General features: G+C 74.1%; 17 protein-coding genes. 9 read left to right on the forward strand and 8 right to left on the reverse strand.

Going from position 1 to position 20,825, the window contains the following annotated elements:
* Nucleotides 1–5: 5 nt before the first annotated feature.
* Nucleotides 6–476 carry a MarR family winged helix-turn-helix transcriptional regulator gene (locus ACH9D2_RS15710; RefSeq protein WP_396363757.1) on the reverse strand — a complete coding sequence of 157 codons (471 nt, stop codon included), beginning with the start codon at nt 474–476 and terminating at the stop codon, nt 6–8.
* 68 nt (nt 477–544) lie between these two features.
* Nucleotides 545–3,400, reverse strand: coding sequence for an FAD-linked oxidase C-terminal domain-containing protein (locus ACH9D2_RS15715; protein WP_396363758.1), 2,856 nt, complete (start codon nt 3,398–3,400; stop codon nt 545–547).
* 199 nt (nt 3,401–3,599) lie between these two features.
* On the opposite strand from ACH9D2_RS15715, the gene ACH9D2_RS15720 reads away from it, so the two are divergent.
* Together ACH9D2_RS15720 and ACH9D2_RS15725 are read left to right on the forward strand one after the other, a co-directional pair.
* Nucleotides 3,600–3,758: a hypothetical protein gene (locus ACH9D2_RS15720; RefSeq protein ID WP_396363759.1), complete on the forward strand. Its 159-nt coding sequence runs from the start codon at nt 3,600–3,602 to the stop codon at nt 3,756–3,758.
* Nucleotides 3,755–4,378: an alpha/beta hydrolase gene (locus ACH9D2_RS15725; protein WP_396363760.1), complete on the forward strand. Its 624-nt coding sequence runs from the start codon at nt 3,755–3,757 to the stop codon at nt 4,376–4,378. Before ACH9D2_RS15720 ends, ACH9D2_RS15725 begins: the two co-directional genes overlap by 4 nt.
* Here ACH9D2_RS15725 and ACH9D2_RS15730 read toward each other — a convergent pair.
* Both ACH9D2_RS15730 and ACH9D2_RS15735 read right to left on the reverse strand, forming a co-directional pair.
* A complete protein-coding gene (locus tag ACH9D2_RS15730; protein ID WP_396363761.1) occupies nt 4,368–5,291 on the reverse strand; it encodes a metallophosphoesterase in 924 nt (307 codons plus the stop codon). The genes ACH9D2_RS15725 and ACH9D2_RS15730 overlap by 11 nt on opposite strands.
* 13 nt (nt 5,292–5,304) lie before the next feature.
* Nucleotides 5,305–7,461 (reverse strand): transglycosylase domain-containing protein, encoded by a 2,157-nt coding sequence (locus tag ACH9D2_RS15735; protein ID WP_396363763.1) that lies wholly within the window; start codon nt 7,459–7,461, stop codon nt 5,305–5,307.
* Between the two features lie 91 nt (nt 7,462–7,552).
* Between ACH9D2_RS15735 and ACH9D2_RS15740 the strand changes: the two genes are divergently transcribed.
* Genes ACH9D2_RS15740 through ACH9D2_RS15750 form a run of 3 tightly spaced genes read left to right on the forward strand, consistent with a single transcriptional unit; the run spans nt 7,553 to nt 9,184 of the window.
* Nucleotides 7,553–7,747, forward strand: a complete 195-nt coding sequence (locus tag ACH9D2_RS15740; protein WP_396363764.1) for a hypothetical protein — start codon at nt 7,553–7,555, stop codon at nt 7,745–7,747.
* Nucleotides 7,748–7,788: 41 nt separating this feature from the next.
* Nucleotides 7,789–8,274: a RidA family protein gene (locus ACH9D2_RS15745; protein WP_396363765.1), complete on the forward strand. Its 486-nt coding sequence runs from the start codon at nt 7,789–7,791 to the stop codon at nt 8,272–8,274.
* Nucleotides 8,258–9,184: an NUDIX hydrolase gene (locus ACH9D2_RS15750; RefSeq protein ID WP_396363766.1), complete on the forward strand. Its 927-nt coding sequence runs from the start codon at nt 8,258–8,260 to the stop codon at nt 9,182–9,184. The genes ACH9D2_RS15745 and ACH9D2_RS15750 overlap by 17 nt, the downstream gene beginning before the upstream one ends.
* 107 nt (nt 9,185–9,291) lie before the next feature.
* Here the strand turns inward: ACH9D2_RS15750 and ACH9D2_RS15755 are convergent, their stop codons facing one another.
* Nucleotides 9,292–9,969, reverse strand: coding sequence for a Crp/Fnr family transcriptional regulator (locus ACH9D2_RS15755; protein WP_298585419.1), 678 nt, complete (start codon nt 9,967–9,969; stop codon nt 9,292–9,294).
* A 255-nt stretch (nt 9,970–10,224) separates the two neighbouring features.
* On the opposite strand from ACH9D2_RS15755, the gene ACH9D2_RS15760 reads away from it, so the two are divergent.
* Nucleotides 10,225–11,388, forward strand: a complete 1,164-nt coding sequence (locus ACH9D2_RS15760; protein WP_396363768.1) for a MarP family serine protease — start codon at nt 10,225–10,227, stop codon at nt 11,386–11,388.
* Between the two features lie 4 nt (nt 11,389–11,392).
* Here the strand turns inward: ACH9D2_RS15760 and aroQ are convergent, their stop codons facing one another.
* Together aroQ and acs are read right to left on the reverse strand one after the other, a co-directional pair.
* Entirely contained in the window at nt 11,393–11,842 is a 450-nt protein-coding gene (gene aroQ, locus ACH9D2_RS15765) for a type II 3-dehydroquinate dehydratase (RefSeq protein ID WP_396363769.1), read from the reverse strand.
* A 103-nt stretch (nt 11,843–11,945) separates the two neighbouring features.
* Entirely contained in the window at nt 11,946–13,895 is a 1,950-nt protein-coding gene (gene acs / locus ACH9D2_RS15770; protein WP_396363770.1) for an acetate--CoA ligase, read from the reverse strand.
* 174 nt (nt 13,896–14,069) lie between these two features.
* On the opposite strand from acs, the gene nth reads away from it, so the two are divergent.
* The 3 genes from nth (at nt 14,070) to ACH9D2_RS15785 (ending at nt 19,537) form a co-directional block, all read left to right on the forward strand.
* Entirely contained in the window at nt 14,070–14,945 is an 876-nt protein-coding gene (gene nth / locus ACH9D2_RS15775) for an endonuclease III (protein ID WP_396363771.1), read from the forward strand.
* 29 nt (nt 14,946–14,974) lie between these two features.
* A complete protein-coding gene (locus ACH9D2_RS15780) occupies nt 14,975–15,721 on the forward strand; it encodes an NUDIX hydrolase (protein ID WP_396363772.1) in 747 nt (248 codons plus the stop codon).
* Between the two features lie 108 nt (nt 15,722–15,829).
* A complete protein-coding gene (locus ACH9D2_RS15785; protein WP_396363773.1) occupies nt 15,830–19,537 on the forward strand; it encodes an nSTAND1 domain-containing NTPase in 3,708 nt (1,235 codons plus the stop codon).
* A gap of 7 nt (nt 19,538–19,544) precedes the next feature.
* Here ACH9D2_RS15785 and ACH9D2_RS15790 read toward each other — a convergent pair.
* Nucleotides 19,545–20,825: bifunctional 3'-5' exonuclease/DNA polymerase (locus tag ACH9D2_RS15790; RefSeq protein ID WP_396363774.1), on the reverse strand; the 1,281-nt coding region annotated here is incomplete at its 5' end.

Below are 20,825 nucleotides of genomic sequence, written 5' to 3' on the forward strand. Positions count from 1 at the left end.
GGTGGTCACTCCTGGGTGGTCGTGGGGTGGGTGGTGGTGTCCGTGGCGTCCCCGTCGGCTGGGGCGCCGATCCTGCGGGCCAGCCGGTGCAGCGTCTCCATCTCGGCGGGGGTCAGCCCTGAGGCCTCCAGGACCCGCCGCTGCACGGCCGGGGCGCGCTCGCGCAGCCGGTGGCCGGCCGGGGTGAGGTGGACGGTGACCCGCCGCTCGTCGTCGTGGCCCCGGCGGCGCTCGAGGAGGCCGCCCGTCTCCATCCGCTTCAGCAGCGGGGAGAGGGTGCCGCTGTCCAGGCGCAGACGGGAGCCGAGCGCCGAGACGGTCTGGCCGTCCTCCTCCCACAGCGCGAGCAGCGCGAGGTACTGCGGGTAGGTCAGGCCGAGCTCCGCCAGCGGCTCGCGGTAGGCCGCGGTCGTGGCCCGGGAGGCGGCGTAGAGCGCGAAGCACAGCTGCGCGTCGAGCCGGAGATCTGCGTCCATGCCCTCATCATGACACGCAACTCAAGAGTGCACAACTCAGTTGTGCACAACGTGAATGGGGGCGCGGGTCAGCGAGTCGCCTCCTCCAGGTGCTCGAGCACGTGCCGGTACGGGTGCCCGGTGGCCTCCGTCATGCCCTGCTCGCACGTGCGGTTGAGCGACGCGTAGGCGTCGAAGCGGCGCCCGGCCACCTCGCGGGCCTCCGCCGCGGTGGCCGAGGCGGTGAGCTCGGGGTGCAGCATGCCGCGGTCCCCGGCGTAGCCGCAGCAGCCCCAGTCCGCCGGCACGACCACGTCGTCGCTGATCGCCCGGGCCAGGGTCTCGAAGGCACCAGTGATGCCCAGGTGCACGCTCGAGCACGTGGGGTGCAGGGCCATCGACCCGATCGGCCGGCTGACGGCCAGCCGCCCCAGCACCCGGTCGGCCACGAACTCCACCGCGTCCACGAACCGCAGCGCGTGGTGCTCGCTGGACGCCGCCGCCAGCTGGGCCATGGTCTCCAGGCCCTCGGTGCAGGACGCGGCGTCGCAGACGACCGGCAGCTCGCCCTGGCGGGTCGCCTCCCACAGGGCCGCCAGGGTCCGCTCCGAGATCGTGGCGTACCCGGTGGGCAGGCCCTTGGACTTCCACGGCGTCCCGCAGCACAGGTTGCCGATGCCCTCCGGGACCGTCACGTGCACCCCGGCGCGTTCGCACAGAGCCAGGAACGCCTCGGAGGCGGTCAGGGTCGTGCCGTCCCCGGAACGCGCGGCCGTGCCGAACATCGCGTTGATGCACGCCGGGAAGAACACGGCCTCCGCGGCCGGGTCCTGCCGGCGCGGCCGGCGCGGGCCGCCGGCCGGCAGCTCGTCCTTGTACTGCGGCACGTGCTCGGCGCCCAGCACGGCCCGGGCCGCGGCGGTCGCGGTGGCCGGCAGCGCGGTGGGCAGGGTCTTCGCGGCGGTCAGGCCGAGCCCCGCCCCCGTCGTCGTCGCCCCCCACGCCCTCGCGGCCGCGCCCCAGCCGGCGTCCGCGACCCGGCTGTGGTCCTCGGCCCGCAGCCGGCGCACGAGGTCGCCCGTGTTGATCAGCACGGGGCAGGCTGTCACGCACATCCCGTCCACGGCGCACGTCTGCAGGCCCTCGTAGTCGTACTCGGCGCGCAGCCGGGCGGTGAGCTCCGTGTCCCCGCGCTCCTGCGCGGCCGCGATCTCCCGGCGGCCCACGATGCGCTGCCGCGGGGTGAGGGTGAGATCCTTCGAGGGGCAGACCGGTTCGCAGTAGCCGCACTCCACGCAGCGGTCCACCTCCTGCTCGACCGTGGGCGCGGTCTTGAGGTCCCGCACGTAGACCGTGGGGTCCTCGTTGAGCAGCACGCCCGGGTTCAGCAGCGCGCCCGGGTCGACGAGCCGCTTGAGCTGGACCATGACGTCGTAGAGCTCGTCCCCGTACTGCCGGCGCACGAACGGCGCCATGTTGCGGCCGGTGCCGTGCTCGGCCTTGAGCGAGCCGTGGTGGTCGAGCACCAGGGCGACCATGTCCTCGGTGAAGCGCTCGTAGCGGGCCAGGAGGTCCGGGCGGTCGAACTGCTCGTTGAGCATGAAGTGCACGTTGCCGTCCTTGGCGTGCCCGAAGATCACGGAGTCCCGGTAGCCGTGGGCGTCGAAGAGCTCCGTGAGCTGCTCGCACGTCTCGCCGAGCTCCGCGACGGGGACGACGACGTCCTCGAGCAGCGCGTTGGACCCGCTCGGCCGGGCTCCCGCCACGGTGGTGTAGAGGCCCTTGCGCACGGTCCACAGCGCCGCGCGGGCCGCGGGGTCGTCCGTCAGGGCGGCCGGCGCCGCGAGGTCCAGGGTGCGGAACAGCTCGGCGGCGCCCGCGGAGAGCTCCTGCTCCTCCTCGGGGGTGCGGGCCTGGTACTCCACGAGCAGCGCGGCGTGGTCGTGGACGTCGACGTCCAGGATCTGCGCCGGGGCCAGGCCCGTGCGCTGGGAGACCTTCAGGGACGTGGCGTCGAGCAGCTCGACCGTGGCGGAGCGGGCCGCCACCAGTGCGGGGACCGTCCGGGTGGCCGCGGCCAGGTCCGGGAACACCAGCAGCCCGGTGGCGGCGAAGGGCAGGATCTCCACGGTCCGGAAGACCGCCTGGGCCACGAAGCCCAGGGTGCCCTCGCTGCCGATCAGCAGGTGCTCGAGGACCCGCGCCGGCTCGTCGTGGTCCAGGAAGGAGTTGAGGCCGTAGCCCATGGTGTTCTTCATCGAGAACTGCCGCTGGATCGTGCGCACCGACGCCGGGTCGCGGCGCACCCGGTCCCGCAGCCGCAGCAGGCCCTCGTGCAGGGCGGGCTCGAGCTCGCGCAGCCGCCGGTCGGCGTCCGGGTCCGCGGTGTCCACCCGGGTCCCCGAGGGCAGGACGAACACCATGGACTCGAGGGTCCGGTACGTGTTGGCCTCGGTCCCGCACGCCATGCCCGAGGAGTTGTTGGCCACCACGCCGCCGATCGTGCACGCGGCCTCGCTCGCCGGGTCCGGTCCCAGTTTGCGCCCGTGCGGGGCCAGCCGGGCGTTGACCTGCCGCACCGTGGCCCCCGGCTGGACGCGGACCCGCCGGCCGCCGTCCAGCACCTCGATCCCCCGGAAGTTCCGGCGGACGTCGACCAGCACCTGGTCCGTCACGGACTGCCCGGACAGCGACGTCCCGCCGGAGCGGAAGGTCAGGCCGAGGCCGTGGCGGGCGACCGCGCGGAAGAGGTCGCCCATGTCCGCGGCCGAGCGCGGGCGCACCACGGCCGCGGGCTGCAGCAGGTAGTGCGAGGCGTCGTGGGCCAGCGCGCGGTGCTCGAGCTCCGAGGTCACCACGGCGTCGCGGCCGCACCCGCTCCGGAGGTCCTCCAGCAGGGCCGCGGGAACGGGGGCGGGGGAGCGGTGCGTGCTGGGGGCGGTCATGGGATCTCCTCCGGTGGATCGGGGCGGCCGGTGTGGTCCACACCACAGCTTATGGTATGACCACATGGTTCCGCCCGGGCCCGCACGGAGCGATCCGCCGGTCCCGGACCGTGCCGGGGGATTGTGGGCGGCGCCGATTTGGGGGAAGCTCGGGCCACGGGCCCAGGGCCCGCGAGCCGACCCCCTGGAGGAGACCACCATGGACCCCATCTGCCCGTCCTGCGGCGGACCCCTGCGCCAGATCCCCGAGGACCAGTGGCCCGAGGGCGGGCCCGTGCCCGAGGGCACCGTCGAGATGTACCTGTGCGACAGGACCAATCACCGGATCATCGTGGCGGTCCCCGAGATCTCCGCGTGAGCGGCCCGGGACCGGACGTCCGGAGGGTCGTGGTGGCGCACGGCTACGACGCCGCCCCCGACCAGCACTGGTTCCCGTGGCTGCGCGAACGGCTGACCGCCGAGGGCGTGCGGACGGTCGTCGTGGCTCTTCCGGAGCCGTCCTTCCCGGAGGCCGGCGCGTGGCTGGCCGCCGTGGCACGGGCGGTGGGCCAGCCTGACCGGCACACCCACCTCGTCGGTCACAGCCTGGGCTGCGTCACCCTCCTGCGCCACCTCGCCGGTCTGCCCCGGCCCTGGGAACTGGGCGGGCTGGTGCTCGTGGCGGGTTTCACGGGACAGCTCGAGGGCGTGCCGCTCCTGGACGAGTTCCTCGCCGAAGACGTGGACGTCACCGCGGTGCGCGAGAACGTCCGGCGCCGGCTGGTGCTGCGCTCCGACGACGACCCGACCGTGCCGCCGGCCCGCACCGAGGCGCTCGCCGAGCGCCTCGACGCCCCGGTGCGGGTGGTGCCCGGGGCCGGGCACTTCTGCGGCTCCGACGGCGTCACCCGCCTGCCGGCCGTGCTCGAGGCCCTGGTGCCGCGCGGCGGCCCCGGAACCGCCGGGCGGGGAACGGGGGACGTGCCGCTCAGTCCGTGAGCGTCAGCAGCACGGCCTCGGGCGGGCAGAACAGCCGGATCGGCGCGAAACGGGAGGTCCCCAGGCCCGCCGAGACGTTGACCGGCACCCCGCCCTGGGTGATGAGCCCCTTGCAGCGCTCCGGCTCGAGGTCGCAGTTGCTGACCAGCGCCCGCCCGCCCGGGAGGCAGACCTGCCCGCCGTGGGTGTGCCCCGCCAGCACCAGCTGCGCGCCGTCCTCGGCGAAGCGGTCCAGGGTCCGCAGGTAGGGGGCATGGGCCACCCCGAGACGCAGGTCCGCCGTCGCGGGGTCCCCGAAGCCGGGGTGCCGGTCGTAGCCCAGGTGCGGGTCGTCCACCCCGGAGAGGTCCAGGGTCAGGCCCGCGACCTCCATCCGGGCGGAGCGGTTGATCAGCGGCGTCCAGCCCGCGGCGTCGAACGCGTCGTGCATGTGCTGGGTGGGCAACCGGGGCGCCTCGTCCCGGCCCTCCCCGGAGGTGTCCCGCCAGAGGTAGCGGAACGGGTTCTTGGGCCGCGGCGCGAAGTAGCAGTTGGAGCCCGGGACGTAGGCCCCGGGGAAGCGGAACAGCGGTTCCAGGACCTCCAGCAGCCACGGCAGGGCCCCGGGGTGGGAGAGGTTGTCCCCGGTGTCCACCACGAGGTCCGGCTCCAGCGCCGCGAGCGAGTGCACGAACTCCCGCACCGCGTGCTGACCCGGCCAGACGTGCAGATCCGACAGGTGCAGGATCCGCAGCGGCGCGCTGCCCGCGGGCAGCAGCCGGAGCCGTTCCGTGCGCAGCTGGAAGCGGCGGCGCTCGACGACGACGCCCCACGCGCCGAGGCCCGCCGCCGCGCCGGCACCGGCCGCCGTCACCGCGGCGGCGGTCCGCAGCACGGGCGCGACGGCGCCCCGGGGGGTGGTCACGAGATCCATCCGGGTGCTGGGATCAGCCGGGCCGCGAGGTGCCGTTGCGGCCCTCGAGCACGTCGTCGTCGGGCTCCTCGAACTCGTCCGTGTCGTAGTCCCGGGCCACCTCGCGCATGAACCGCTGCCACTGGGCGCCGGCGTAGGTGGAGCCGTCCACCCAGTCGTCGCCGGTGGTGCGCTCGCCGCCGATGGACAGTCCGTTCAGGGACCGGGAGCCGAACTCGTAGTTGCCGACCCACGACGCGGTCGCCAGGCCCTGGGTGTAGCCGACCATCCAGGTCTGGGTCGAGTTGTCCGTGGTGCCCGTCTTGGCCGCGGAGGCGCCCGGCAGGCCGATCTCCCGCTCCCAGCCCGAGCCGCGGATCAGGGTCTGGTTGAGCGCGAAGTTCACGCCGTCGGCCACGTCCTCGCTGATGACGCGCTCGCAGGACGTCTCGGGGATGTCGTACTCCTTGCCCGTGTAGTCCACGACCCGCTCGAGGGCGCGCGGCTCGCACATCTCGCCCCGGTTGGCGAACGCGGAGTAGGCCCGGGCCATGGTCATGGGGGAGATGTCCACGGAGCCGCCTAGCAGGGACGCCAGGACGGTGGTGTCCACGGGCTCGCCGTTCTTGCCGTTGACGATGCCCAGGGACTCGGAGATCTCGCCGATGTCGCACAGGTCGAGGTCCTCCGCCATCGCGTAGATCGCGGTGTTGATCGAGTTGTACAGGCCGAAGTCGGCCTCCATCTCGCGGGTGTAGCCGGGCTCGGCGTTCTGGATCTCGAAGCCCTCGCCGTCGCTGCCGGGCTCGATCTTGTACCCGCGCTCGAGGCAGGACGCCTTCCACCGGTGGTCGGGGGGCCACTTGGTGCGGGTGGCGTCGATCGTGTCCTCCGCGCCGTTGCCGGCGTCGATCCACGCGGCGTAGGTCAGGGGCTTGTAGGTCGAGCCGACCTGGAAGCCGCCGGCCCCGCCCATCCAGGAGTCCACGTTGAAGTTGTACGTGGTGTTGGAGTCGCCCTCGCCGGTGGAGTAGTAGGTGTTCTGCGCCATCGCCACGATGTCCCCGTTGGAGGGCTCGAGGGACACGAGCGCGGTGGAGACGTTGTCCGGGTTGTCGTCCCGCGGCTGGGTCTCGTTGACCGACTCCTGGGCCGCGCGCTGGGCCTCGATGTCGAGCGTGGTGGTGATGGTGAGCCCGCCGAGCTGCAGGGTCTTGAGCCGCTCCTCGGGCGTCTCGCCGAACGCCGAGTCCTGGAGGATGGAGTTCTCCACGTAGTCGCAGAAGTAGGGGGCGATCTCGGCGGCCGTGCACCCGGAGTTCGTCGGGTTGAGGTCCACCTCGATCGGCTCGGCGGCCGCGGCCGCGTGCTCCTCCTGGGTGATGGCCCCGGTGGTGAGCATCGTGTCCAGCACGATGTTGCGCCGCTCCGTGGCGGCCTCCGGGTTCGCGGCGGGGTCGTAGTAGTTGGGGGACTGCACCATCCCGGCCAGCACGGCGGACTGGGAGATGCTCAGCTCGGACGCGGGGATGCCCCAGTAGTACTGGGCGGCCGCCTCCACGCCGTAGTTCTGCCCGCCGAAGAGCACCATGTTGAGGTAGCCCTCGAGGATCTGGTCCTTGCTCAGCTCCTGCTCCATGGACAGGGCGAGCTTGATCTCCTTGATCTTGTCCGTGTAGCCCTTGTCGGCGCCGATGGTGGTGGCCTCCTCGCCGGCCCGGACCTGGGAGTCGATGACCAGGTTGTTCACGTACTGCTGCGTGATGGTCGACGCGCCCTGGCGGGCGTCCGGGCGGATGATGTTGTTGCCCAGGGCCCGCAGGATGCCGCCGAGGTCCACACCGCCGTGCTCGTAGAAGTCGCGGTCCTCGATGGCGAGGATCGCGGCCTCCATGTGCGGGGAGATCTCGTCCAGGCCCACGGGGGTGCGGTTCTGTGCGTAGAACGTGGCGATCTCCGTCCCGTCGCGGGACACCACGGTGGAGGCGCGCGACATCGGCCCCGCCTCCATCTGGGCCGGGAGGTCCTTGAACCAGCCGATGGAGGCGTTCGCGGCGAGGCCCGTGGCGGCTGCGGGGGGGACCAGGAGTCCGGCGGCGACGATGCCGGCAACGATGCTCGTGGCGATGAACGCCACGACGTTGCCCAGGGCCGACGGTGCCTGCGCGGCAGGGTTGTTGCGGGAAGCCATTCGGACAGTCTACAAGCGCGAACCTGGCCGCGGCCGGTGTGCCGCCCGTCACGGCGGAGCGCGTCCCGGCGTTCGTGGCTACGCTGGGACCATGACTACCTGGGAATACGCCACCGTGCCGCTCATGATCCACGCGACCAAGCAGATCCTCGACAACTGGGGCGACGACGGGTGGGAGCTCGTCACCGTGCTGCCCGGCACCACCCCCGCCGACGTCCCGGCGGGCAACGTGAACGCGCCCGTCCAGACCAACCCCATCGCCTACTTCAAGCGCCCCAAGGGCTGACGGCCGCACGCCGCCGCCCCCGAGAACCCCGGAGGACTCCCATGAGCAACGGCTCCGCCGTCGAATCCCGCATCGCCGAGCTCGGCCTCGAGCTCCCGGCCGTCGCGGCCCCCGTGGCCGCCTACGTGCCCGCCGTGGTCACCGGCTCGTGGGTGCACACCTCGGGCCAGCTGCCCTTCGTGGACGGGCAGCTGCCCGCCACCGGAAAGGTGTCGGCGTCCGGGGCGGCCGGCACCGTCTCCCCCGAGGACGCCCACGACCTCGCGGCCCGCGCCGCCCTCAACGCCGTGGCCGCGGTCAAGGAGGCCGTCGGTGACCTGGACCGGGTGGTCCGGGTCGTCAAGGTCGTCGGCTTCGTCGCCTCCGACCCGGGCTTCACCGGCCAGCCCGGCGTGATCAACGGCGCCTCCGAACTGCTGGGCCGCATCTTCGGCGACGCCGGGGTGCACGCCCGCTCGGCGGTGGGCGTCGCGGTCCTGCCGCTCGACGCACCGGTCGAGGTGGAGCTCGTTGCCGAGTTCCGCTGAGCCGCAGGGCCCGTCCCCGCGGACGGGCCGCCTCCCTGCCGTGCGCTGGTTCGAGATCCCGGAGGGCCAGCGCGAGGCCGCGCAGGCGTGGCTCGAGCGCGGCGCCGGCATCCCGGGCAGCGCTCCCTCGCCCGCCGCCGCGGTGGTGTTCGTGCGGGACGGCGACCGCGGCGTGGAGACCTATCTCAACTACCGCCCGGGCAACTCCCCGCTCGGCACCGTCGGGTTCCCCGGCGGCACCCTCGAGCCCCACGACGACGAACCCCTCGACTGGGCGGGTCCCAGTCCCTCGGACTGGGCGCGCAAGCTCGGCGCCGAGGGCGACCTCGGCCGGGCGCGGCGAGCCGTGGTCGCCGCGGTCCGCAAGGCGTTCGAGGAGGCCGGCGTCCTGCTGGCGGGGCCGGACGCGATGAGCACCGTCGAGTCCGTGGAGGGCGCCGAGTGGATGCGCTCCCGGGAGGCGCTGGCCGTGGGGGACGTGTCCCTCGCCCAGGTGCTGGGACGGCGCCGCCTGGTGCTGCGCTCCGACCTGCTCAAGCCCCTCGCCCACTGGGTCACCTCCGACTTCGCCCACCGCCGGTACGACATCCACTACTTCACCGCGGTGGTCCCGGACGGACAGGCCGCGTCGGTGCTGGAGTCCAAGGGGGTCTGGGGCCGGTGGGTGGACGCCTCGCAGGCCGTGGCCGATCCGAAGGGCAGCTGGCTCGGGGACCTCGTGGGGCAGGAGGACACCGTGGGCCGCACGATCGACGACCTCTCCTCGCCCGGCGTCCAGTGCATGCTCGAGTCCGTCGCCGAGTGCTCGTCGGCGATCGCCTTCCTCGCCAAGAAGCGGGCCGTGGTGGCCCGCAACCCGGTGCTCGAGGTGCGCGAGGGCCGGCCCGTGCTGCGCCTCGACCTGTCCTGAAGCCGACCCCGGCCCCGACGCCCTTCAGGGGCCTCAGCGCCCGGACGGGGAACGAGGACGGCCCGGTCACCCGCGAGGGTGACCGGGCCGTCGCCGGTGGAGGGGGCTCAGCGGCTGCGCTGCTTGAGCCGCTGCAGGTCCAGGATCACCACGGCGCGGGCCTCGAGCCGGATCCAGCCGCGCTGGACGAACTCGGCCAGCGCCTTGTTCACCGTCTCGCGGGAGGCGCCGACGAGCTGCGCCAGCTCCTCCTGCGTCAGTTCGTGCGCCACGAGGATGCCGTCGGTGGCGGGCCGGCCGAACCGGTCGGCCAGGTCCAGCAGCGCCTTGGCCACGCGGCCGGGCACGTCGGAGAAGACCAGGTCGGCGAGGCTCTCGTTGGTGCGCCGCAGCCGGCGGGCCAGGGCCTGCAGCAGCTGCGCGGAGACGTCGGGGGAGCGCTCGATGACCTTCTTGAGGTTCTCGTGCTTGAGCCCGGCCATGCGCGTCTCGGACACGGCGGTCGCGGACGTGGACCGCGGGCTCGGGTCGAACAGGGCCATCTCGCCGAACAGCTCGCCCGGGCCCATGATCGCCACGAGGCTCTCGCGGCCGTCCGGGGCGGTGCGGCCGAGCTTGATCTTGCCCGAGATGATGAAGTACAGCTGATCACCCGGATCGCCCTCGTGGAACAGCGTGGAGCCGCGCGAGAGATCGACCTCGGTGAGCTCCTCGGTGAGCGCGGCGAACGCCTGGTCGTCCAGGGACGCGAACAGGGGAGCGCGGCGGAGGACGTCGATATCCATGGTTCTCCTCAAGATGTGGCGCCGCCGGGCGGTGGCCCGCGGCGGCCGATGTCAGCGGGAGTCGCCCGCACCTGCGTGTGAGCGACCTAACGTACCTGCAGTTCACTGTAGTGTCTCGGGCCCGCGAATCCCAAGGACAGGCGTGGCGGGCCCGGGCGCGGTGGCGGGTGCGCTCCACGGATCTCCCAGCCGCGCTCCCTATGCTGGTGGCTCGCTCCCCGGCTGCCGGCCCCACAGAACTCGCAGAGGAACCCGATGTCCCCGTCCTTCAACCTGCTCGACGTCCTGCTGGCCGTGGTGCTGCTGGGCTATCTCTTCTACGGGTTCAGCCGCGGCTTCTTCAACTCCCTGTTCTCCCTGGGCGGGCTCGTGCTCGGCGGCGTGGCGGCGTTCTCGGCCGCCCCGTGGGTGAGCGCGCAGGTGGAACCGCAGTACCGGGTGGGCGCCGTCCTCGTCACCGTGATCGTGCTCCTGGTGGCGGGCCAGATGCTGGGCGGGCTGGTGGGCCGCGCCCTGTCCGCCGTGACCGAGCGGATGCGCCTGGGCGCGCTCAACCGCATCGCCGGGGCGGCCCTCGACGTCGCCGTCGCCGCGCTCGTGCTCTCGCTGCTCGGCTCGTTCGTCGGCCAGCTGGGCGTCCCCACCCTGTCCCAGCAGGTGGCGTCCTCCACCGTGCTGCGCACGATCGACGAGCACACCCCGGGGCCCGTGCGCGAGGCGGTGACCGAGGCGCGGGACGCCGTGGGCGGCGCCGCCGGCATCCGTCAGCTGGACGCCCTGCTGTTCCCCGTGCAGGAGGCCCCCGACGAGAGCATGAGCACGCCCGCCGTGCAGGAGGCCGGGCGGTCCGTGGTGCAGGTCTACGGCATGGCCGTGGAGTGCCGCCAGAACCAGACGGGCTCGGGCTTCGTGACCGCCGCCGGACAGGTGGTGACCAACGCCCACGTGGTCGCCGGGGTGAGCGAGCCGGTGGTGCAGACCCGGGACGGCCAGGTGCACTCCGCCGACGTCGTCCACTACGACCCGGCCACCGACCTCGCCGTCCTCTCCGCGCCGTCCCTGCCGCTGGGCGCCCTGGCGCTCGGGGAGGACCCGGCGGACGGGGACCTGGTCGCCTTCCTGGGCTACCCGCTGGGCGGGCCGTTCGCCGCCGGGCCCGCCACCGTGCAGGGCACCGCGTTCGCCCCCGTGCAGGAGACCGGCGGGACCATGGAGATCATCCAGCTGGCCGGGCAGGTCCAGCAGGGCAACTCCGGCGGCCCGCTCGTGGCGCAGGACGGCTCCGTCGTCGGCGTCGTCTTCGCCAAGGCCCTCGAGGGGCAGGTCGGCTACGCCCTCACCCTGGACGAGCTGCGCGGGGCGCTCGACGCCACCGGGGGCAGCACGCAGGCCGTGGCCTCCGGTTCCTGCGCGGCCTGAGGGGCTAGCCCGCCAGGGTCCGCACCAGGTGCTCGACCGCCATCTCGTAGCCGAAGGCGCCCGCCCCGGCGATGACCACGTCCGCCTGCAGGGAGACGTAGGAGGTGTGCCGGAACGACTCGCGGCGGTGCACGTTGGACAGGTGCACCTCGACCACGGGCAGCTCCGCCGCCTCGAGCGCGTCGTGGATCGCGATCGAGTAGTGGGTGAACGCCGCGGGGTTGATGATGATCGCCGCGCCCCCGGTGCGGGCCTCCTGGATCCGGTCCACCAGGACGCCCTCGTGGTTCGACTGGTGGAACTCCACGTCCCACCCGCCCGCGGCGGCCCGGGCGCGCACGGCCTGCTCGATGTCCGCGAGCGTCGTGGTGCCGTACACCTCCGGGCGCCGGGTGCCGAGCAGGTTGAGGTTGGGGCCGTTGAGGACGTAGATCGGTCTGCGCGTGGTGGTCATGCCCGCATCCTCTCACTGCCGGGTCGCGCCGGCCCGGCTCCCGGACGCCGCAGCGCCCCCTCGCGCGGCAGGGGCGAGGGGGCGCTGCGGCGCGGGACGCGGGCTACTTGGCGAGCGAGTCCACGATCTGCTGCATCACGGTCTGGTCCGCGAGGGTCGAGACGTCGCCGACCTCCCGGTCCTCCGCCACGTCCTTGAGCAGCCGGCGCATGATCTTCCCGGACCGGGTCTTGGGCAGCTCGGGGACGATGAGCACCTTCTTGGGCTTGGCGATCGGGGAGATCTCCTTGCCCACGTGCGCCCGCATCTCCTCGGCCAGCTCGGTCTTGTCCCGGCCCTCGGCGTCGGCCTGGTCGGAGAGGATGACGAACGCGATCACGGCCTGGCCGGTGGTCTCGTCCGTGGCGCCCACCACCGCGGCCTCCGCCACGGAGGGGTGGGACACGAGGGCGGACTCGATCTCCGGGGTGGACAGGCGGTGCCCGGAGACGTTCATGACGTCGTCGACGCGGCCGAGGATCCACACGTCCCCGTCGGCGTCGCGCTTCGCCCCGTCGCCGGCGAAGTACATCTCGCCGAAGCGGGACCAGTAGGTGTCCACGTAGCGGTCGTCGTCGCCCCAGATGGTGCGCAGCATCGCGGGCCACGGCTCGCGCAGCACGAGGAAGCCGGAGGTCCCGTTCTCCACCGGCTGCCCGTTGTCGTCCACGACGTCGACCTTGATGCCGGGCATCGGCACCTGCGCGGAGCCGGGCTTGGCGGTCGTCACGCCCGGCAGCTGGGAGATCATGATGGCGCCGGTCTCGGTCTGCCACCACGTGTCCACGATCGGGCAGCGACCACCGCCGATGACCCGGTGGAACCAGGTCCACGCCTCGGGGTTGATGGCCTCGCCCACGGTGCCGAGCACCCGCAGGGACGAGAGGTCGTACTCCGCCGGGATCTCCTCGCCCCACTTCATCATGGTGCGGATCGCGGTGGGGGAGGTGTACATGATCGACACCCCGTACTTCTGCACGATCTCCCAGAACCGGCCGCGGTGCGGGGAGTCCGGGGTGCCCTCGTAGATCACCTGGGTGGAGCCGTTGACCAGCGGCGCGTAGGCGACGTAGGAGTGGCCGGTGACCCACCCGACGTCGGCGGTGCACCAGTAGACGTCCGTCTCCGGCTTGAGGTCGAACACGTACTTGTGCGTGAACGCGCCCTGGGTGAGGTAGCCGCCCGTGGTGTGCATGATGCCCTTGGGCTTGCCGGTGGTCCCCGAGGTGTAGAGGACGAACAGCGGGTCCTCGGCGCCCTGCTCGGACGGGGTGTGCTCCGCGGAGGCGGTCTCCACGGCCTCGTGCCACCACACGTCCCGGCCCTCGGTCATCTCGATGTCGGCCTCGTTGCGGCGGACCACGAGCACGTGCTCCACGGTGGAGCCGCCGCGGGACAGGGCGTCGTCGACGGCCGGCTTGAGCATGGAGGGCTTGCCGCGGCGGAAGGTGCCGTCCGCGGTGACCACGAGCTTCGCCTCCCCGTCCTCGACGCGCGAGCGCAGCGCGTCCGCGGAGAACCCGCCGAAGACCACGGAGTGGATCGCGCCGATGCGGGCGCAGGCCAGCATCGCGATGACCGCCTCGGCGATCATCGGCAGGTAGAGGGCCACGCGGTCGCCCTTGGTCACGCCGAGGCTCTCCATGGCGTTGGCGGCCCTGGACACCTCGTCCTTGAGCTGGGCGTAGGTGTAGCTGCGGCTGTCGCCGGGCTCGCCCTCGAAGTGGATGGCCACCCGGTCCCCGTTGCCGGCCTCCACGTGGCGGTCCACGGCGTTGTAGCACGCGTTGAGGGTGCCGTCCTGGAACCACTTCGCGAACGGGGGGTTCGTCCAGTCGAGGACCTCGGTGAACTCCTTGTTCCAGGTCAGCAGCTCCCGTGCCTGGCGGCCCCAGAAGTCGACGCCCTCCTCCTCCGCCTGCCGGTAGAGCTCCGCGGTGGCATTGGCCTGGGCGGCGAACTCGGGGCTCGGGGCGAAGGTCTTGGTCTCGGCGGGCGTGGTCTCTGAAGCCATCTGGTCTTCCCTTCTCGTGGCACACCGCGCACGGACCCCCGATGGCACCGGACGTCCGTGTCACAGCTCACATAGTGTCGTTTTCACCCTAGACGATCGGTACACCCGGTTCCACAGGGGCCACGCCGCGCCGAGTCACGGAAGCGCTCCGGGCGCGCCGCCTAGAATCGGGGCATGGTCCTCCCCGCCGCGCCCCGTCCGCCCGCCCACCTGCGCGTCGTGGACCCCGCCAAGGCGCGCGCCGGTGCCGCACGGCGCCGCCGGACGGGCGCCCCGGAGTCGCTCCTGGCGCGCAAGCGGCGGGCCCGCCGGATCAACGCGGTGCTCGCCGAGGCGTACCCCTACGCGGTCGCCGAGCTGGACTTCCGCTCCCCGTACGAGCTGCTCGTGGCCACGGTGCTCTCCGCCCAGACGACGGACGTGCGCGTGAACGCGACCACGCCGCGCCTCTTCGCCGCCTGTCCCACGCCGCGGGCGCTCGCCGAGGCGGACGAGGCCGAGATCCAGGAGATCATCCGCCCGCTCGGTTTCTACCGGGCCAAGACCCGGGCGATCCGGACGCTGGCGCAGAAGATCGTGGACGACCACGACGGCGAGGTGCCCGGGCGGCTGGAGGACCTCGTCACCCTCCCCGGGGTGGGCCGCAAGACCGCCAACGTGGTGCTCGGCAACGCCTTCGGGATCCCCGGGATCACCGTGGACACCCACTTCGGCCGGCTCGCCCGCCGCTTCGGCTGGACGGAGGAGGAGGACCCGGTCAAGGTCGAGCGGGACGTCGCGGCGCTGTTCGAGCCCCGCGACTGGACCGACCTGTCCCAGCGGCTCGTCTACCACGGGCGGCGCATCTGCCACTCCCGGCGCCCCGCGTGCGGCGTCTGCCCCGTGGCGGACCTCTGCCCGTCCTACGGCGAGGGACCCACGGACACCGCCCAGGCGGCGGCGCTGCTCAAGTACGAGTTCGCCCCCGGCCGGGAGGAGCTGCTGGAGCTGTTCCTCGCCGGCCGGACCCGGGCCCAGCTGCAGGCCGACGGATGGCCCCTGAACTCGTGAGAGGCACCGAACAGCGAGGAGGACCGACCATGGGCGACGCCTACCAGGACCTGCTGCGGGTGGCCCGCAACGGCCGGCTGCTGCAGATGGAGGACCGCGAGCCGTGGCGGATCGGGCAGATCGACGAGAACTACCGCCGCTCCGCCGTGCTCATCCTCTTCGGGGCGCTCGACGACCTGCCCTCGCGCGCCACCGAGCACGCGGAGGGGGTGGGGCGTGACCTCGACGTCCTGCTCGTCCAGCGGGCCGCGACGCTGCGCTCCCACCCCGGCCAGGTCGCCTTCCCGGGCGGCCGCCTGGACCCCGAGGACGGGGACCTGCACGAGGTGCTGTCCGTGCCCGGGGGAGAGGTCAGCGCCGCCCACGTGCGCGCCGCCGTCCGCGAGGCCGAGGAGGAGACCGGCCTGGACCCGCGGGGCGTGGAGGTGCTCGGCGCCCTCGCCCCCGTGCCGCTGCCCGTCTCCAACCACCTCGTCACGCCGGTGCTGGGCTGGTGGCGGGACGTCTCGCCGGTGGACGTCGTGGACCACGCCGAGTCCTCCCTCGTGTTCCGTGTCCCCGTGCTGGACCTCATCGACCCGGCCAACCGGCACTCCGCGACCGTCACGCGCGGCCGGCAGACCTACCGCTCGCCCGCCTTCACGGTCCCCGTGGCCGGCACCGCGTCCACCGTGACCGTCTGGGGGTTCACCGGGGTGCTCCTGGACCGGGTGCTCACGGCGCTCGGCTGGGCCGTGCCGTGGGACGCCGGCCGGTCCCTGCCCGCCCCGCTCTAGCACGTCCCGGGCGCATGACGCCTCCCGGCCGCAACATTGCCGGTGCCCAGGCAAGCCGACTTACGATGCCAGGGTCCCCCGTGCCCACGACCCCCCAGGAGATTCCCGGTGGCCCCGTCCCGACCCGGCACCGAGCGGCCCCGGCTCGCCGAGCAGCTCAGCGACGCCCGCCGCCGCCGCGGTCTGTCGGTGCGGGCGCTCGCGGCCTCCTGCCGGCTCCCCGCCAGCACCATCCAGGGCTGGCTCAGCGGCGCGCACCTGCCCGGGCCGGGACTGCGCGGGGAGTTCACCGTCCTGCTGGAGGCTCTCGGGCTCACCGACGAGCGCCCGGCGGAGCAGTGGTGGGAGGACGTCAACCGCTCCCGCACGCCCGCCCGGCCGGACTCCACCCCGTACGTGGGCCTGCGCTCCTACCGCCCCGAGGACGAGGCGCACTTCTTCGGCCGGTCCGCGGAGATCGCCGTGCTCGGCGAGCGGGTGGCGCGGCTCGCGGACGCCGGCGGGTCCCGCATCCTGGCCGTCGTCGGGGCCTCCGGGGCGGGGAAGTCCTCGCTGCTGGGCGCGGGACTGCTCGGGCGGCTGCGGGCCGAGGGCGGACCCCTGCACGGGTGGAGCGCCGTGGCCACGACCCCGGGCCTCGACCCGGTGCGCCGGCTCGAGGAGGCCGCCGGGACGGCTCCGGACCTGCTCGTCGTCGACCAGCTGGAGGAGCTGTGGACGGGCGCCCGGGACGCCGAGGAGCCCGGGCGGTTCCTGGACCGGCTCGCCGCGGCGAGCCGGGACCGGGTGGTCGTGGTCGGCCTGCGGGCGGACTTCTTCGGCACCGCGAGCCGGCACGCCGAGCTGCGCGCCGCCCTGGAGCGCCCGGTGCTGCTGGGCGCGCTGACCCGCGAGCAGCTGCAGCAGATCGTCGTGGGCCCCGCCGCGGCGGTCGGCGCCCGCGTCTCCCCGGACCTGGTCGAGGTGGTCCTGCGGGACGTCGCCCCCCGCGGCACGGAGATCGGCGTGGGCCTGCTGCCGCTGCTCTCCCAGGCGATGCTCGGGACCTGGGAGCACGCCCGCGCCCGGGAGCTGACGGTGGCCGACTACCACGCGGCGGGCGGCATCACGGAGGCCGTGGAGCGCCGGGCCGAGGAGGTGCACGCCCGGCTGGGCCCGCGCGAGCGGGAGGTGGCCCGTGCGGTGTTCCTGCGGCTGGTGCGCGTGGTCGGCACCGGGACCTCCGCCACGGTCGTGCGCACCCCGGTGCTCCGGGAGGAGCTGCCGGAGGGCGGGGCGGCCGTGGTCGAGGACTTCGCCCGCGCCCGGCTGCTGACCATCGACCGGGACGAGATCCAGCTCAGCCACGAGTCCCTGCTGGACCACTGGTCCCGGCTCAGCCGCTGGATCGAGGACAGCCGCCGTGACCTCTACGTCCGTCAGCAGCTGCAGCGCGCCACCCAGATGTGGCTCGCCAACGACCGCGACCCCCTCGCACTGATCCCGCTGGGGCAGCTCGCCTCCTTCCGGGACTGGACCGGGGACCCGAGCCAGGAGGCGCTGCTGAGCCCGGCCGAGCGCGAGTACCTGGAGGAGAGCGAACGCCACTACGAGGACGCCCTGGAACGGCAGAAGCGCAGCGCCCGGGAGATCGAGCGGCGCGGCCACGTGGCCCTCGTCCTGCTCGCCCTGGCGGTCTGCGCGGCCGTGGTGGCCGGTCTCCTGGGCATCCGGGCGGAGCGCTTCCAGACCGTCGCGGAGACCGCCCGCGACGAGGCGCTCTCCCGCCAGACGGCGCTCGAGGCCTCGCGGATCCGCGGCGAGTCGCCCAACCTGGCCGCGCAGCTGAGCCTCGCGGCCTACCGGATGGCCCCCACCCGGGAGGGGACCTCGGCCCTGATCGACGCCACCGCGGTGAACTTCCCGGAGCGGTGGCTCGGCCCGGACGGCGCGTCCCGGCTCGCGGCGCTGGACGACGGATCGGTCGTCGCGCGCGCCGCGGGGGACGGCCGGCTGTCCGTGTGGCGGGACAGCGACGGCCTCCACGAGAACCGGGAGGACCTGGCCGTGGTCGACGGCACCCCCGGGCTCGGCGACGTGGACCTGCGCGCGGTGGACGGGCGGGTCCTCGCGGCCGTGGGCGGGCGCGGGCACGTGGGCCTGTGGGACGTCACCGACCGCCCGGCCCGCCGGCTGGGCGGGCTCGACGTGGACCCGGGGACGCCGGTCAACGCGGTCGTCCTCTCGCCCGACGGCCGGCAGCTGCTGGCCGGGGGCCGCGGCGAGGTGCTGCGCTGGTCCATCGAGGACCCCGGCGCCCCCGTGCGGCTGCCGTCCCTGGCGCTGGGGGAGGACGCCGACGTCCTGGCCCTCGCGGCGGCCTCCGACGGCACCGTGTACGCGGGCGGGACCTCCGGGGAGATCACCCGGTACGCCACGGACGGCCGCCGCGCGGAGCGCCTCGACCCCGTCCCGACCGGACGGGTCGTCCGGGCTCTGGACCTCGGCGACGACGGCGAACGCCTCGCCGCGGGGCTGAGCGCCCGCGAGCTGCGCCTCTACGACGTCGAGGGGGAGCAGGTCTCCCGCTCCGGGACGATCAGCGACTTCGGCAGCTGGATCAGCGACGTCGCCTTCACCCCGGACGGGGAGCACGTCGTGGCCGCCAGCTTCGACCAGAGCGCCTACGTGCACCGGCTCTCCGACCTCGCGCGCGTGGACTCCTTCCCCACCGCCGCCCGGGTCACCAGCGCGCTGCGCGTGGGCGACCGGGTGCTCACCACCTCCCAGGACGGCACCACGCGCTCCTGGGACCGGCGCGGGCCCGTCATCGAACGGCGGGGCGAGCCCGTCTACCAGCTCTCCGTCGACCGGCAGCACACCGTGATGAGCGCCGTCGGCATCGGATCCGACGTCGTCTCCCTCTTCGACGTCACGGACGGCGCCGCCCGGCCGCTGCCGCCCCCGGAGGCCCCGCCCGGGGAGACCCTCTGGTACGCGGGGGCCGTGGCCCCCGACGCCTCCGTCGTCACCGGGGGCACCGAGGACGGGGACGTCCTCGTGTGGCCCCTGGACGGGGGCCGCCCGGAGGCGCCGGAGCGGGCCGAGGCCATCGGCGCGGGCATCACCGGCACCGACGTCACGGGCGACGCCGGCACTATCGTGGCGTGGTCGGAGGTCGGCACGGAGATCGCCCTCCTGCGCCGCGGCCCCGAGGGACCGGTCCGGCGGGTGGCGACGCTCCCGGTCGGCGGCACGGAGGCCGCGCGGTTCGACGCGGACGGCACGCTCCTGGCCGCCGCGGACGACGCGAACGGCGTGGGGCTGTGGGACGTGACCGACCCCGCGGCGCCGCGGCGGACCGCGGAGCTGGCCCTCGACTCCGTCGCCACCTCGATCGCGTTCTCCCCGGTGGCGGATCTGCTGGCCGTGGGCACCGAGGCGGGCCGGGTGCGCCTCTGGGACGTGGCCGACCCCGCCGACCCGCGGCCGGTGGCGGAGACCTCGGACGCCCTGTCCTCCGTCAAGGGACTGCACTTCTCCCCGGACGGCACCCTGCTGGCCGGGGCCTCCGGCGACAAGTTCGTGTGGATGTGGACCGTGGGCTCCGCGGACCTGGCGGTCCATGCGGCGCTGTCCGCCTCCGGCGACCGGATGAACGACGTGCGCTTCGTCGGGGACCGCCTGGTCGCCACCGGCGACGACGGCGTGGTGCGCAGCTGGCTGGTCGACACCGAGGACGCGGTCGAGGCGATCTGCGGCAACCGGGGCGACCCCATCACCGAGAACGAGTGGCGCCGGCACGTGACGGGCGCCCCCTACCGGGACCTGTGCTGAGGACGGCTCACTTGGCGTCGGCGTAGGACTCCACCACGGCCACGCTGACGGGGAACTCCACCGGGATCCGCCCGAAGACCAGCCGGGCCGCCCGCTCGGCGCAGTCGCGGACGAGCTCCGCGGCCTGATCGGCGTCCTCCTGCGCGCAGTGCAGCACGACCTCGTCGTGCAGGAAGAACACGAGCTCCGCGTCGAGGCCCTCCCGTGCCAGCGCCGAGCGGACGGCGCCCATCCAGCACACGGCCCACTCGGCGGCCGTGCCCTGGACGACGAAGTTGCGGGTGAACCGGCCCTGGCCGCGGGCCATCGCCCCGGCCCGCCGCTCGGCCTCCGCGGTGGCGGTGTCCCGCTGCGCCGCGTCCCACGCCGGGCCGGGGAGGGGGGACCAGCGTCCGAGGTGCGTGCACACCTGCCCGCCCGTCTCGCCCACCCGGGCGGCCTGCTCCACGTAGTCCACGGCGCGGGGGAACATCCGGGCGAGGTGCGGCATGAGCCGGCCCGACTGGCCGGTGGTGGCCCCGTACATCGCGCCCAGCATGGCCACCTTCGCCTGCGGGCGCTCGGTCAGCTCCGAGCCCCGCTCCTCGCCGAGGTCCGCGATGGCCTGGTACAGGTCCCGGCCGCGGGACGCGGCGGCCAGGGCGTCGTCGTGGGCCAGCGCCGCCAGGACGCGCGGCTCGAGCTGGGCCGCGTCGGCCACCACGAGCACGCGCCCCGGGTCCGCCCGCACGGCGTCCCGCACCACGTGCGGGATCTGCAGGGCGCCCCCGCCACGAGCGGACCAGCGGCCGGTGACCACCCCGCCCACCACGTACTCCGGGCGGAAGCGGCCGTCCTGCACCCACGTGGCCAGCCAGTGCCACCCGTTGGCGCTGAGCAGCCGCGCCTGCTTCTTGTGCTCCAGGACGGGCTCGATCAGCGCCTGGCGCTGCGCGGACAGGCCGGGCACGGCCCGCGCCCACTCGACGAGCTCCCACTGCCGGGTGCTCGTCACGTCGATCCCCGCCGCCCGCATCGCCTTGAGCAGCTCCTGCGGGGAGTCCGGGTTCAGCCCTGGCGCGTGCAGCGTCTCCCGCAGCCGGGCCACGGTCTCCTCCATCCGCGGGGGCCGCTCCCCGGGCGCCGGCTCGGTGCCCAGCGCGTCCTCCAGCAGCGCCCGGTGGACGTCCTCCCGCCAGGGCACCCCGGCGTGCTGCATCTCCGCGGCGATCAGCGCTCCCTGGGACTCCGCGGCCAGCAGCAGGGTCAGCCGGCGGGGGTCCACGGCGCCCGCCACCGCGGCGAGCTG

Source organism: Kocuria rhizosphaericola, assembly GCF_044462205.1.
GTDB lineage: Bacteria > Actinomycetota > Actinomycetes > Actinomycetales > Micrococcaceae > Kocuria > Kocuria rhizosphaericola.